Annotated in this window: 10 protein-coding genes; 3 read left to right on the forward strand and 7 right to left on the reverse strand. The window is 58.0% G+C overall.

Going from position 1 to position 13920, the window contains the following annotated elements:
• The first annotated feature begins 84 nt into the window (after positions 1-84).
• The 3 genes from PVA19_RS17580 (at position 85) to PVA19_RS17590 (ending at position 3177) form a co-directional block, all read left to right on the forward strand.
• Positions 85-1359 (forward strand): DNA polymerase IV, encoded by a 1275-nt coding sequence (locus PVA19_RS17580; protein ID WP_440598631.1) that lies wholly within the window; start codon positions 85-87, stop codon positions 1357-1359.
• Positions 1360-1510: 151 nt separating this feature from the next.
• Complete coding sequence (locus tag PVA19_RS17585) at positions 1511-2731, forward strand: L,D-transpeptidase family protein (RefSeq protein WP_440598630.1); 1221 nt, start codon at positions 1511-1513, stop codon at positions 2729-2731.
• A 155-nt stretch (positions 2732-2886) separates the two neighbouring features.
• Positions 2887-3177 carry a hypothetical protein gene (locus PVA19_RS17590; protein WP_274103704.1) on the forward strand — a complete coding sequence of 97 codons (291 nt, stop codon included), beginning with the start codon at positions 2887-2889 and terminating at the stop codon, positions 3175-3177.
• 139 nt (positions 3178-3316) lie between these two features.
• On the opposite strand, the gene dnaE is transcribed toward PVA19_RS17590, so the two are convergent.
• The 7 genes from dnaE to PVA19_RS17625 all read right to left on the reverse strand — a co-directional run bounded on the left by dnaE (position 3317) and on the right by PVA19_RS17625 (position 13866).
• Positions 3317-6814, reverse strand: coding sequence for a DNA polymerase III subunit alpha (gene dnaE, locus PVA19_RS17595; RefSeq protein WP_274103705.1), 3498 nt, complete (start codon positions 6812-6814; stop codon positions 3317-3319).
• Between the two features lie 464 nt (positions 6815-7278).
• Positions 7279-7962 (reverse strand): ABC transporter ATP-binding protein, encoded by a 684-nt coding sequence (locus PVA19_RS17600; RefSeq protein WP_062437763.1) that lies wholly within the window; start codon positions 7960-7962, stop codon positions 7279-7281.
• A gap of 15 nt (positions 7963-7977) precedes the next feature.
• Positions 7978-9285: a lipoprotein-releasing ABC transporter permease subunit gene (locus PVA19_RS17605; RefSeq protein ID WP_062437764.1), complete on the reverse strand. Its 1308-nt coding sequence runs from the start codon at positions 9283-9285 to the stop codon at positions 7978-7980.
• A gap of 20 nt (positions 9286-9305) precedes the next feature.
• Positions 9306-10628 carry a proline--tRNA ligase gene (gene proS / locus PVA19_RS17610; protein WP_274103706.1) on the reverse strand — a complete coding sequence of 441 codons (1323 nt, stop codon included), beginning with the start codon at positions 10626-10628 and terminating at the stop codon, positions 9306-9308.
• Positions 10629-11226: 598 nt separating this feature from the next.
• Complete coding sequence (locus PVA19_RS17615; RefSeq protein WP_062425528.1) at positions 11227-11496, reverse strand: DUF1467 family protein; 270 nt, start codon at positions 11494-11496, stop codon at positions 11227-11229.
• Positions 11497-11689: 193 nt separating this feature from the next.
• On the reverse strand, positions 11690-12094 hold the full coding sequence (mce, locus tag PVA19_RS17620) for a methylmalonyl-CoA epimerase (RefSeq protein ID WP_274103707.1): 405 nt from the start codon (positions 12092-12094) through the stop codon (positions 11690-11692).
• Positions 12095-12198: 104 nt separating this feature from the next.
• Positions 12199-13866 (reverse strand): ribonuclease J, encoded by a 1668-nt coding sequence (locus tag PVA19_RS17625; RefSeq protein WP_274103708.1) that lies wholly within the window; start codon positions 13864-13866, stop codon positions 12199-12201.
• Positions 13867-13920: the final 54 nt, after the last annotated feature.

Genomic DNA, 13920 nt, shown 5'->3' on the forward strand with positions numbered 1-13920 from the left:
AGCATCAAGTCGTGCTCTTGAGCGACTTCTGATTTACCACTATGGTCATGGTCGTTCTCTTTTTGTTTCTTGGCCATGGCTGCAATGTCGAACGACCATCCCGGTTTCTGTCGTGACTGTCTGGCTGGCCAGCCGGAGGGAACAAAACGATGCCGTCAGTGCGGCAGCCCCCGCCTCCTCTACCATGATGAACTCTACGATCTCAGCATCGCCCATATCGATTGCGATGCCTTCTACGCCTCGGTGGAGAAACGCGACAATCCGGATCTCATCGACAAGCCGCTGATTATCGGTGGCGGCAAGCGTGGCGTCGTTTCCACGGCATGCTACATCGCCCGCATCCATGGCGTTCGCTCCGCCATGCCGATGTTCAAGGCGCTCGAAGCGTGCCCGGACGCAGTGGTCATCAAGCCGAATATGGAGAAGTACAGCCAGGTCGGGCGCCAGGTCCGAATGATGATGCAGGATCTGACGCCACTGGTGCAGCCGATTTCGATCGATGAGGCCTTTCTTGATCTATCCGGTACCGAGCGACTGCACCACGATCCGCCGGCACGGGTGCTGGCGCAGTTTGCACGCCGGGTGGAAAAGGAAATAGGCATCACGGTTTCCGTCGGCCTCTCCTATTGCAAGTTTCTGGCAAAGGTCGCGTCCGACCTGCAAAAGCCCCGCGGCTTCTCTGTGATCGGTGAAAGGGAGGCCACCCGTTTTCTTGCGACGCGTCCTGTCACCACCATCTGGGGCGTCGGCAAGGCCTTTGCGGCCACGCTGGAGGCCGACGGCATTCGCATGATCTCCCAGTTGCAGGAGATGGAGGAAACGGACCTGATGCGCCGTTACGGCACGATGGGGCAGCGTCTCTATCGGCTTTCGCGCGGCATCGATGACCGTGAGGTTCACACCAATGATCCGGCAAAAAGCGTTTCCGCCGAGACGACCTTCTTCAACGACATCTCACGCTATGAAGATCTCGTGCCTGTCTTGCGCTCCCTGTCCGAGAAGGTCGCGTGGAGGCTGAAAAAGAATGCCACAGCCGGGCAGACCGTGGTGTTGAAGATGAAGACCGCGGACTTCAAGTCCCGCACGCGTAACAAGAGGCTGGAAGATCCGACCCAACTGGCAGACCGAATTTTTCGGACAGGCCTTTCGCTTCTGGAAAGAGAAACGGACGGCACGAAATTTCGCCTGATCGGCATTGGCGTGACCGATCTGTGCGATCCGGCCCAAGCGGATCCTCCCGATCTTGTAGACAAAACGGCTGGCAGAAGGGCCGCAGCGGAAGCGGCGATGGACAAGCTGAGAGAAAAGTTCGGCAAGGGCACGGTGGAAACCGGCTATACATTCGGCGCGAAAAAATGAGTGATCACACGGCTTCGTGACCGCATTTAAAAGCTTCCTTAAATAGCCAAGCCTATGCTTGGCCTTCTGACTGGCGCGGTTTCAAGCGCGCCGTAAGTCTCCCTTGCCGCTGCCTCCTTGGCGGCATGTTGTGTATCGCGTTGGAGCAAACATGATGTTGCGTAGCTTTGTGGGAGCCTGTCTCCTTTCCACCTCCGTTCTCGTGCAAGCGGCAATCGCCGGTGATGCGCGCAGTCTGCAGGTCGTCGTCTCGAAGAACGACCAGTCGCTGTCCCTTTATGAAGACGGAGAGGTCGTCGCCACATCGCGCGTATCCACAGGCAAGTCCGGCCACGAGACGCCGAGCGGCATCTTCTCGATTCTGGATAAGCGCAAATATCACGAGTCGAATATCTATTCTGCGGCCCCCATGCCGTTCATGCAGCGGCTGACCTGGTCCGGCATCGCCCTGCATGAGGGAAATGTCCCGAATTATCCGGCATCGCATGGCTGCATTCGCCTGCCCGCAAAATTCGCAAAGTCGCTTTACGGCATGACGAGCCGCGGCGTTCACGTGATCATTTCGAGCGCGGATGTCTCTCTGCAGCGCATCGACCACCCCACCCTTCTTCAACCCAAGGCAGCTGACGAAGGCCGTCTGCTTTCCGATATCGAGATGCGGCCTGCCACCTTCGATGCGTCGCTGAAGCTGGTGGAAGTCGCAGTCAATGAGAAGACCAGCTCCGTTCCCGCCGAGGCCACATCCAAGGTGACAGGTGCGCCACTGCGGATTTTGATTACCCGGCGTGGCGAACGGGAGAAGATCATGGATGTTCAGCGTCTGTTGACCAGCATCGGCTTTGACGCAGGTGTGGCCGATGGCTATTCGGGTCAGATGACGATCAATGCCGTCAACGGCTACAAGCGCTGGAAGGGCATCAAGACCACCGGCCCCCTCGTCACCGACGAGTTCCTCGACGCGCTTTATGCATCCACAGGCGCCGATGCACCGCCCAATGGGCAACTCATGGTGCGACAGAACTTCAAACCGCTCTTCGAAGCGCCGATCCACATCAAAGACCCGCAGGTGGCGCTCGGTACGCATTTCTTCGAAGTCATCGACATTGAAGGCGACAGAGCGGAGTGGAACGGACTGACACTGGAAAACCACATCCCAATTGCCGCACGAAAGCGTCTCGGGATCGACGTCGCGGATGCCCCAGGCGGTTATGATCAGTTGCGCGCGGTGCTTGATCGTATCGACATTCCGGCAGACGTTCGTGGACGACTTGAGGAGCAGCTTGCTGTCGGAAGCTCTATCACCGTTTCCGATCTCAGCCACGGCTTGGAAACCGGTCAAGGCACTGACTTCGTCACCATCACGCGCGACTGAGGCTTCGATACAGAAAGCAGTGCTGGTATCTGGGCATCGCGCCTCTCAAGGATCGGTGCCGACCTCGGGCCGACGATACCGGCGCGGCCGCGCAAGGAACAACTGCGTCGCGTTAACGTTTAAAGGCTCATCAAGCCTGTTTGGGGAGCCTGCCTATGAACGTGAAATATCTTGGCGCCGCTGTCGTCGCGCTTGCCTGTGTGTCTGCTGCTGAAGCACCGAAAAATTACAGCGTCTACGGTGGCCCGGCCGTCGATAGCGACCCCGTCATCCTGAACGTCTTCCACCACGCGCTTGCACGATGCAACGTCGAGGCGAGCGTGTCACCACGCGGCACGACATTCACCAATTCCTATTATCATAACGCGGCTTTACGCGCCTGCCTCTCGCGCCACGGCTTCATCGATAACGGTGCTTACGCCTACCCGGCAAACAGCCTGTTCTAAAGCTTCACGATCTTTCAGATACGTGCCTTACGCTTGAGCTCTTCGCTTTATCGTACGTCGTTCTCGCGGAACCGCTGCAGAGGCTCACGCAACATACAATAATCGTGGTGCGGGTGAACCATGTTCGCCCGCCCATCAATCATACAAGCTCGACGTCCACCACACCGGGAGCCGAGCGAAGCGCGGCTGCGATCTCCGGTGAGATGCGGTATTTCTCCGTCAGTTCAACTTCGATCTCGCGCTGCCCATCATCTTTGATAACGACGAAATAAACCGAGCCATCGCCCTTGGCATTCAGGTGTCGCGCAACGGTTTTCAGAGGACCGGAATCGCGCACATAGACGCGGAGCGCCTTCTGCATCTGAACGGATTTCTCCTCAAGCGACTGGGCTGTCTGGATGCGCAGACCGATCCCCTCGGGCCGCTCTTCCGCCTGAACTGTAATGACCAACGACTTGCCGACTTCGAGCAGGTCGCGATATTGCCCAAGCCCTTCTGAAAACAGAACGGCCTCATACTGACCCGACGCATCCGAAAAGGTCACGATACCCATCTTGTTACCGGTGCGGGTCTTGCGTTCCTGCTTGCCGGTGACCGTGCCGGCGAGGCGTCCAACAGTTGCCCCCTGCTTCACCGCCGCGGAGAAATCGGCAAAGCTTTGCACCCGAAGCTTGTCGAGCACGGCGCGATAGGTGTCGAGCGGATGGGCCGTGAGATAGAAGCCAAGCACTTGATACTCACGCAGTAGCTTTTCCGAGGCGAGCCAGGGCTGATAGGCAGGCAGCACCAGCTTTTCCGGCCCAGTCGCGGCCCCTGAGCCGAACATGTCGTGCTGGCCGGTGACTCGGCTTTCCTGCGCACGCTGGGAATATCCGATGATACGATCGAGGCCGCCGATCAGTTCGGAACGATCTCTGCCGAAGCTATCGAAGGCACCGGCATTGATCAGGCTTTCCAGAACGCGGCGGTTGACCTGCTTCGGATCGATCCGCTGGCAGAAATCCTCGAGGCTGGCGAAAGGTTTGTCGCCGCGCACCTCAACGATGTGATCGACCGCACCTTCACCGACGCCCTTCAAGGCAGCCAGCGAATAATAGATGCGGTTCTCACCGGTTTCGAAACGCCGGAAGGATGTCTGTACGGAAGGCGCGACGATCTCGATCCCCATACGCGCCGCATCCTGGCGGAAGTCGTTGACCTTTTCGGTGTTCGCCATATCGAGCGTCATCGACGCAGCGAGGAATTCCACCGGGTAATGCGCCTTCATATAGGCGGTCTGGTAGGAGACGATCGCATAGGCCGCGGCGTGAGACTTGTTGAAGCCGTAATTGGCGAACTTGGCCAGAAGATCGAAGATCGTGTCGGACTGGGCCTTGGACACATTGTTGCGGATCGCACCTTCAACGAAGCGCTCGCGCTGCTTGTCCATTTCCTCCTTGATCTTCTTGCCCATGGCGCGGCGCAAAAGATCGGCTTCGCCGAGCGAATAGCCGGACAGAACCTGGGCGATCTGCATCACCTGTTCCTGGTAGACGATAACGCCCTGCGTCTCCTTCAGGAGGTGGTCGATCGTCGGATGGATCGACTCGATTTCTTCTTCGCCGTGCTTGCGGGCATTATAGACCGGGATGTTCTCCATAGGGCCCGGGCGGTAGAGCGCCACGAGCGCGATAATGTCCTCGATGCAGTCTGGACGCATGCCGATCAGCGCCTTGCGCATGCCGGCGCTTTCCACCTGGAAGACGCCGATGGTCTCGCCACGCGATAGCATCTCATACGTCTTTTGATCATCCAGCGGAATGGCTGCAAGATCGACATGGATGCCACGCTTGGCAACGAAGTCGACCGCGACCTTCAGCACCGTCAGGGTTTTGAGGCCGAGAAAGTCGAACTTGACGAGACCGGCGCTTTCAACCCATTTCATGTTGAATTGAGTGACCGGCATATCGGAGCGCGGATCGCGGTACATCGGGACAAGCTTCGACAGCGGGCGGTCGCCGATGACGATACCGGCGGCGTGGGTCGAGGCGTGGCGATAAAGACCTTCGATCTTCTGGGCAATATCCAGGAGCCGCGCGACGACCGGTTCCTTGTCCGCCTCTTCCTGAAGACGTGGCTCTTCTTCGATGGCCTTGGAGAGAGGGGTGGGGTTGGCCGGATTGTTCGGCACAAGCTTACAGATGCGGTCCACCTGGCCATAAGGCATTTCCAGCACGCGGCCCACGTCACGCAAGGCTGCGCGTGCCTGGAGCGAACCGAAGGTGATGATCTGCGCCACCTGCTCACGCCCATACTTGCGCTGAACATAGCGGATCACCTCTTCGCGGCGATCCTGGCAGAAGTCGATATCGAAGTCGGGCATCGACACGCGTTCCGGGTTGAGGAAGCGTTCGAAGAGCAGCGAGAAGCGTAGCGGATCGACATCGGTAATCGTCAGCGCATAGGCGACCAGCGATCCCGCACCCGAACCACGACCAGGGCCGACCGGAATATCATGCTGCTTTGCCCATTTGATGAAGTCGGCAACGATCAGGAAGTAGCCGGGAAACTTCATGCGCTCGATAACGCTGAGTTCGAAATCCAGACGATCCCGATACTCCTGCTCGGTGTAGCCAGGGGCCATACCGAGAGCGGCAAGGCGCATATCCAGCCCTTCGACAGCCTGGCGTCGCAACTCCAGTGACTCGGCGCGTTCTGCCTCTTCCGGGTCGTCACTCGCACCGGTAAAGCGCGGCAGAATGGGGCCACGCTTTTTCAAGACGTAGGAGCAGCGCTGGGCGATCTCGACGGTATTTTCGATTGCCTCGGGAATGTCCTTGAAGAGCGCCACCATCTCGTCGCGGCTCTTCAGATAATGGTCAGGCGTCAGACGGAAACGGCTGTCATCCGAAACCATGGCGTTGTGCGCTACCGCCATCAGAGCGTCGTGCGCCTCATAATCTGACCTGGATGGAAAGAAGGCCTCGTTGGTTGCGACGAGTGGAATGTCGTGCTCGTAAGCAAGCGCAATCATGCGACGTTCATGGGCACGGTCAAAATTGCCCTGGCGCTGCAACTCGATATAGAGCCGATCCCCGAATATGTCCTTCAGCGCAAGAAGCCGGCTCTTTGCCTGAGCCGCATGTCCTTCTCTCAGTGCCATATCGACAGGGCCGCCGGACGCGCCTGTCAATGCGATCAATCCAGCATTGCTGGCCTCCTCCAGCCAAGACTTGGCAATGTTGACGGCGTGACCACTGCCCTCGCCATCGAGATAGGCACGGCTAATCAGATCCACCAGGCGCTCATAGCCCTCCGCATCTGCGGCAAGCAGCACGATGGAAGGAAGCTTGGAGAGGTTGTTGCCGCCTCTCCTGTCCTCGACGGCATCTTGCATGTCGATGGAAAGCTGGCACCCTATGATCGGCTGCAGCCCCTCTTCTCGCGCCTTCTCTGAGAATTCCAGCGCAACGAAAAGATTGTTGGTGTCCGTGATGGCGATGGCAGGCTGTGAATCGCCGACAGCCTTCGCCATGATCTTTTTAAGGGGAAGCGCGCCCTCGAGCAGGGAATAGGCGGAATGAACACGCAAGTGCACAAAGCCGGGAGATTTCAAGAGCATGCCCGAGTGGTTTTGCTCCGTAAGATGATCGCCCATTGTGCTGCATTCCCGTCATTCTGAATCGGGCTGATTTTGATCCCTTCGAGCAGCAAAGTCCACCGGCAAAGGATGCCTGTGCACCGCTATCGCCGGAAAGACCAAAGGGTCTCAAGTCACATGGATGTGAGGATTACAGAGAAGCTCGCAACAAAGAGAGCGATGGAGGCAAAGGCGGCAAGGTCACGGATAAAATCGGTCATTTGTCTCTCCTTACTTGTTATGTTCCAACTTTGTTCTCATTTTGTTTCCGTGTCAACAGCTTTTTTGGGCTGGCATATTGCCAACGTGATGCGACTCAATCCGGTTCCTTAGTTCCGCCTCAAGCGAATCAACGCATAAACAAAACCCCGCCTGGCGGGCCAGACGGGGTTGATGGGGATAAGGGCACTTAAAACGCCGTGCGTTCTATCAGACGCACAAGGGACCCTTCACATTTTTGGATCAACGCATCGTGCGATCGATCAGAACTCGACGATCTTGCCTTCGGACAGCGTCACGCGGCGATCCATGCGTGCTGCTAGATCGTGATTATGAGTCGCGATGAGGGCCGCAAGGCCCGACTGGCGCACCAGCGCTTCCAAGGCATCGAAAACGTAGGAAGCGGTCTCGGGGTCGAGATTGCCGGTCGGTTCATCTGCCAGAAGCAGAAGCGGCGCGTTGGCAACGGCTCTTGCAATCGCCACGCGCTGCTGTTCACCGCCGGACAGTTCCGCCGGACGATGATCGCCTCTGTGGCCGATGCGCATATAATCCAGCAACGCCTTGGCCCGCACCTGTGCTTCCTTCGGCGCGAGACCGGCGATCATCTGTGGCATCATGATATTCTCAAGTGCCGAGAACTCCGGAAGCAGATGGTGAAACTGGTAGACGAAGCCGATATCGCTGCGGCGAATGGAAGTGCGCTCCTCATCGGAAAGCGTACCGCAGGGCTTGCCACTGATGAACACCTCGCCCGCGTCCGGATGCTCCAGCAGTCCCGCCAGATGCAGCAGCGTCGACTTGCCCGTGCCAGATGGCGCGACAAGCGCGACGATCTCGCCGCTTCTCAATTCGAAATTCGCGTCTTTCAGAATGGAAAGGCTCGTTTCGCCCTGACCATAGGTCCGTTCCACGCCGGTAAGCTGTAGAGCCATTTTCTTTGCCATGGTGTGAAGCGGGTCCTATTCGTATCTCAGGGCCTGGACGGGGTCGAGCTTCGACGCACGCCAGGCGGGGAAGATCGTTGCCAGGAAGGACAGGGTTAGCGCCATGACGATGACGGTGATCGTTTCGCTCAAATCCATCTCCGCCGGCAGCTGGCTCAGGAAATAGAGCTGCGGATCAAAGAGAACGGTTCCGGTAATCCAGGAGAAGAACTGGCGAATCGATTCCACATTCAGACAGACGAGAACGCCAAGCGCCACACCCGCAAATGTGCCGACGATGCCGATCGCAGCCCCGGTCATGAAGAAGATACGCATGACAGCGCCGGAGGTTGCCCCCATGGTGCGCAGAATAGCGATGTCGCTGCCCTTGTCCTTCACCAGCATGATGAGGCCGGAAATGATGTTGAGCGCGGCGACCAGAACGATCAGCGTCAGGATCATGAACATGACGTTGCGCTCCACCTGAAGCGCTGAGAAGAAGGTCTGGTTGCGCTGTCTCCAGTCGGTGATATAGACCTGCCGCCCCGCCGCTGTTTCCACCAGCGGACGAATGCTATCGACATCGTCGGGATGGCTGACGAAGAGCTCGATGGATTGGACGATGCCCTCGGAATTGAAATAGAGCTGCGCTTCGGTAAGCGGCATGTAGATCATCGACGCGTCATATTCAGACATACCAATCTCGAAGACACCGGAGATTGGGTAGGACTTTACCCGCGGATTGACACCCATGGGCGTCACGTCACCTTCCGGTGAAATGAGGGTGATCTGATCTCCCACCGTCACGCCGAGCTGTGCGGCGAGCCTCGAGCCGACCAGAACACCCTGCCCCGACATAAAGCCGACGAGATCGCCGGCTTTGACGTTGCTGGATATCTCCTTGATCTTTTCGAGATCTTCCGGACGCACGCCACGCACCAGAGCACCGCTGCCTGCGCCGTTGCGTCCGGAGGCCAGCGTCTGGCCTTCCACGAGCGGCAAGGCCATCGTCACGCCGGGAATAGCGCCAAACTTCTTCGCCAGTTCATCGTAATTGTTGAAGGGCTGATCGATCGGCTGAACGATCATGTGACCGTTGATGCCGAGAATTCGGGAGATCAGTTCGGTGCGGAAACCGTTCATCACCGCCATGACGATGATCAGCGTCGCCACACCCAGCATGATGCCAACGAACGAGAAGCCTGCGATGACCGATATGAAGGCTTCCTTGCGGCGCGAACGCAGGTAGCGCCAGGCCACCATGCGTTCGAAAGCCGAAAACGGCCGTGCCGCCCCATCCTTCACGGATGCAACTGCACCGTTGTCAGCCTCGGCTTTTGCCATGTCCACTCCTTGTCGGCTTTTCAGCCGAGAACCCTGTTCATTGCCGCTTCGACCGTGACGTTCTCACGTGCGCCCGTCTTGCGGTCCTTCACCTCGACTTCACCGGCAGCAATGCTGCGCGGTCCGACGATGATCTGCATAGGTACGCCGATGAGATCGGCCGTCGCGAACTTCTGACCTGCGCGGTCGTCGGTATCGTCGTAGAGAACATCCTTGCCAGCGTTGGACAGCGAGTAATAGAGCTTCTCGCATGCCGCGTCGCAGGCTGCATCGCCAGCCTTCATGTTGATGATGACGACATCGAAAGGAGCAACCGACGCCGGCCAGATGATTCCGTTCTCGTCATGCGAGGCTTCAATGATGGCAGGAACAAGGCGTGTCGGACCAATGCCATAGGATCCCATGTGGACGGGATGTTCCCTGCCATCGGGACCCTGAACCTTGGCACCCATCGGCTCAGAATACTTCGTGCCGAAATAGAAGATGTGGCCCACTTCGATACCGCGCGCGGAAAGACGATCGCCCTCGGGGATCGCGTCGAAGGCAGCCTCGTCGTGCATCTCCGAGGTTGCGGCATAGTCCGCGGTCCATGTATCGAAAATGCCCTGCAGACCAGCAACGTCATCGAAATTGGTGTCGTCGCCGGGAATGCCCTGCTCCAGGAAGCTCTTGTGGCAGAAGACTTCCGATTCACCCGTATCGGCCAGAATGATGAATTCGTGGCTGTGGTTGCCACCGATCGGGCCGGTATCGGCGCGCATCGGAATGGCGCGCAGGCCAAGGCGAGAGAAGGTACGCAGATAGGCAGCGAACATCTTGTTATAGGAATGGATCGCAGCTTCCTTCGTCAGGTCGAAGGAATAGGCATCCTTCATCAGGAACTCGCGCGAGCGCATCGTGCCGAAACGCGGGCGCACTTCGTCGCGGAACTTCAGCTGGATATGATAGAGGTTCAGCGGCAGGTTCTTGTAGGACTTCACGTAGGAGCGGAAGATGTCAGTGATCATCTCCTCATTCGTCGGGCCGTAGAGCATCTGACGGTCCTGGCGGTCCTTGATGCGCAGCATCTCCTTGCCGTAGTCGTCATAACGACCGCTTTCCTGCCAAAGCTCCGCCGATTGCAACGTCGGCATCAGAAGCTCGATCGCGCCGGAACGGTCCTGCTCTTCCCGGATAATGCGGTTCACCTTGTCCATCACGCGCTTGCCGAGCGGCAGCCAGGAGTAGATGCCCTGGCTCTGCTGACGGATCATGCCCGCACGCAGCATGAGGCGGTGAGAGACGATTTCAGCTTCCTTGGGATTTTCCTTCAGGATGGGCAAAAAATAACGGCTGAGACGCATGACTATGTCCTGAGTGCGACGACTCGCCATCTACCGGGAATCGTCAGAATTAAAGGATATTTGCGCCGTACATAACCGTTTCTCCTGCAGAAGGAAACCCGCACGATCGGCGCCCCAAAAACACCATTCACATCCGCGTGAGAACAGGACGTTCGCTCCTGAACGGTTTCAGGAGAAATAATTTTGCTGGGCACCTGCGACATAATGTTCATGAGGAAATTTTTTGCTGACTGTAACAAAAATGCAAAAAACGTGGTGACAAGGTGGAATCTTTGGGCTAGTTTTAGCTCACAAAAGAGGCAGGGAGTTTAAATTTCTGCCGTCTTCGCGGTCAGTCTTGGGAGGATGAGATCTTAGGCGCGCTTGTTCGCAGCCCCGGAAACGGAAACAGATCACGCGAAACTGAAAAACAAGGCTTAATCGCCTTGTTTTTTTTTGCCCTGAAATCGATTGTCTTTCAGTGGGTTGGCGGAAGACAGCTCATCCATCGGCGTCCCGCTTGTGGCTTCTACGCGAATCACCGTCCAACCAAATGCAACATTCTTATGACAGACGGTGACGCCGCAGCGGGTGGGCGCGGCCCGTTCACCTGCTCAACTCAGTCATAAACCGGGATAATACGGGGCAGATCATCGAGGCTAACGCCGAAGTACCAGGTGGCGCCGTACCAAATCGCGCAGAGCAATATCGAGATCAGCGTGGTGGCGATCAGGATTTTCGCACCCTGGAAACGCGTTGGCGCGCTTGCCACGGTTCCCAGCGCCACGTCACCGTCTTCCATTTGCGTTCTGAGCCCAATCGGCAGCACGACAAACAGAACCGTCCACCAGACGATGAAAAAAACGGCAACAACCGACAGCCACTGCATGTAGACCTCCCCGAGCAGAACCCGCATCTCTTGTCTCATTCAAGGCTTGGAGAAGCGCAAGAAACAGACAGAGCAGCGGCAAACGATTCCTACAGCATCGGTCCAAAAATCGGAATCGATTTTCGGAAAGCACGATGTTTAGATCAAAGCAGATAGCATACTTTGTGCGTCCAAGGAGACACGCGGCCCGCGATCAAATCTCTTCCAACTCCACCAGCGTGCCGCAGAAGTCCTTCGGATGGAGGAAGAGGACAGGTTTTCCATGGGCGCCGATCTTCGGCTCCCCATCGCCAAGTACGCGTGCGCCGGCGCCTTTCAAACTGTCGCGTGCGGAGATGATGTCCTCCACCTCGTAACAGATATGATGCATGCCGCCGGACGAATTCTTTTCGAGAAAAGCCGCGATCGGGGAGTTGCCATCCAGTGGCTCAAGCAGTTCGACCTTGCTGTTTGGCAGGTTGACGAACACCACCCTCACCCCGTGGTCCGGCAGGGTCTGCACTTGCGAGACCGCAGCACCGAGCACATCGCGATAGGTGGCAGTCGCTGCCGCGAGGTCGGGCACTGCAATGGCGATGTGGTTGATCCGTCCAAGCATGGTCATCCTCCCAATTTCTCAGCCGAACATAGCGACATATCGCGCAGAACGAAGCGTCTTCCGGTACTGCACCTATGCTGATACGTGCAGTACCGAACCTATCGTCAAATCTTCGTCACGAATACCGTGACGATCGGCTTTTTGCCCCAGGTCTGGTTGGCGGCAGCACGAACGGCCCGGCGGACCGCTTCGCGCAACAGTTCCAGATCCTTGCGGCGTGCGCGCGGGATGCTTTCAATGGCGCCGAGAACGGCGTCATAGAGCGTGTCCTCCATTGCCTCGCCCTCGTCGTCGAATTCAGGCAGACCGAAGGGTACGACATCCGGATCGCCATGGAAGTCGTAACGGCTGTCCAGAACGACATTGACCGAGACGTGACCAGCAAAGGAGAGCTTGCGGCGGTCACCGATGCCCATTTCTTCGAAATCGCCAACCAGACGGCCGTCCTTGAAGACGCGGCCATGCGGAGCATCGTCGATGACTTCGGCAGGGCCAGGCGCCAGACGCAGGACGTTGCCGTTGCGGACCTTGGGGACCTGCTTGATACCGGCCTGCTCAGCCAGTTCCTTCTGCGCCACGAGATGCGCTGCTTCGCCATGCACCGGCACGAGGATTTGCGGCTTGGTCCACTCATACATGCGCAGCAGCTCGTTGCGGCGGGGGTGGCCGGAAACGTGCACCAGAGCTTCATTGTCGGTGATGATGTGGATGCCCTGTTCGATCAGACCGTTCTTGATATCGAGAATGGCCTTTTCGTTGCCAGGGATGGCGCGCGAGGAAAAGACCACCGTGTCGCCCTTGGCGAGCGCCACATTACGCATCTCATCGCGTGACAGTTTTGCAAGTGCCGCACGCGGCTCACCCTGCGAGCCGGTGAGAATGACCACCACCTTGTCGCGGGGAATATAACCATACTCATCTTCGGCCAGGAACGGCTTGATGCCTTCCATGATGCCGAGATCCTGCGAGACGTTGACGACACGCTTCAGCGACGAGCCGAGCAGCAGCACTTCGCGACCCGCGCGCTCCGCAGCCTGGGCGATCGAGCGGATACGGCCGACATTGGACGAGAAGGTGGTGATCGCCACGCGCCCTTCGGCATTCTCAATGATCTGGCGCAGCCCCTCGGAAACCTGTTCCTCCGACGGAGATACACCATCGCGCACAGCATTGGTGCTGTCACAAAGAAGCGCCAGAACGCCTTCCTCGCCAACGGCGCGGAAGCGTGCCTCATCTGTCAGCGGCCCAAGCGACGGCGCGTCATCGATCTTCCAGTCGCCTGTGTGAACGACATTGCCAAGCGGCGTGCGGATGACGAGCGACATGGGTTCGGGGATCGAGTGGTTGACGCCGATGGCCTCGATCTCGAACGGGCCGAGATTGATGCGATCGCCCGCCTTGAATGGCGAGATCGGGATCTCGGCGCGCGTGCCCTCATAGTTACGCTTGGCTTCCAGCATGCCCGCGGTGAAGCCCGACGCATAGACCGGGACGTTGAGGCCAGGCCAGAGATCGTTCAGCGCGCCGTAATGGTCCTCATGGGCATGGGTGATGATGATACCCTTGAGGTTCTGTCGCTGCGCCTCGATGAAGCGGATATCGGGCAGAACAAGATCGACGCCGGGCAGATCGAGGCCCGCGAAGGTGACGCCGCAATCCACCATGATCCATTGCCGCTTCGCGGCAGGACCATAACCATAGAGCGCCAGATTCATGCCGATTTCGCCGACGCCACCAAGCGGCAGGAAGACCAGTTCGTCTTGTTGAGACATGTCATTATCCAATCTGCAACAGGCAATGGCCGCGCGCTTGCGCCACGCTCCACC

The organism is Agrobacterium sp. CNPSo 3708 (genome assembly GCF_028674915.1).
GTDB classification, from domain to species: domain Bacteria; phylum Pseudomonadota; class Alphaproteobacteria; order Rhizobiales; family Rhizobiaceae; genus Agrobacterium; species Agrobacterium cavarae.

Coding starts and splice junctions, on each gene's coding strand:
- PVA19_RS17580 (WP_440598631.1), top strand. CDS start 85: ATGTCGAACGACCATCCCGGTTTCTGTCGTGACTGTCTGGCTGGCCAG.
- PVA19_RS17585 (WP_440598630.1), top strand. CDS start 1,511: ATGATGTTGCGTAGCTTTGTGGGAGCCTGTCTCCTTTCCACCTCCGTT.
- PVA19_RS17590 (WP_274103704.1), top strand. CDS start 2,887: ATGAACGTGAAATATCTTGGCGCCGCTGTCGTCGCGCTTGCCTGTGTG.
- dnaE (WP_274103705.1), bottom strand. CDS start 6,814: ATGGGCGATCATCTTACGGAGCAAAACCACTCGGGCATGCTCTTGAAA.
- PVA19_RS17600 (WP_062437763.1), bottom strand. CDS start 7,962: ATGGCAAAGAAAATGGCTCTACAGCTTACCGGCGTGGAACGGACCTAT.
- PVA19_RS17605 (WP_062437764.1), bottom strand. CDS start 9,285: ATGGCAAAAGCCGAGGCTGACAACGGTGCAGTTGCATCCGTGAAGGAT.
- proS (WP_274103706.1), bottom strand. CDS start 10,628: ATGCGTCTCAGCCGTTATTTTTTGCCCATCCTGAAGGAAAATCCCAAG.
- PVA19_RS17615 (WP_062425528.1), bottom strand. CDS start 11,496: ATGCAGTGGCTGTCGGTTGTTGCCGTTTTTTTCATCGTCTGGTGGACG.
- mce (WP_274103707.1), bottom strand. CDS start 12,094: ATGCTTGGACGGATCAACCACATCGCCATTGCAGTGCCCGACCTCGCG.
- PVA19_RS17625 (WP_274103708.1), bottom strand. CDS start 13,866: ATGTCTCAACAAGACGAACTGGTCTTCCTGCCGCTTGGTGGCGTCGGC.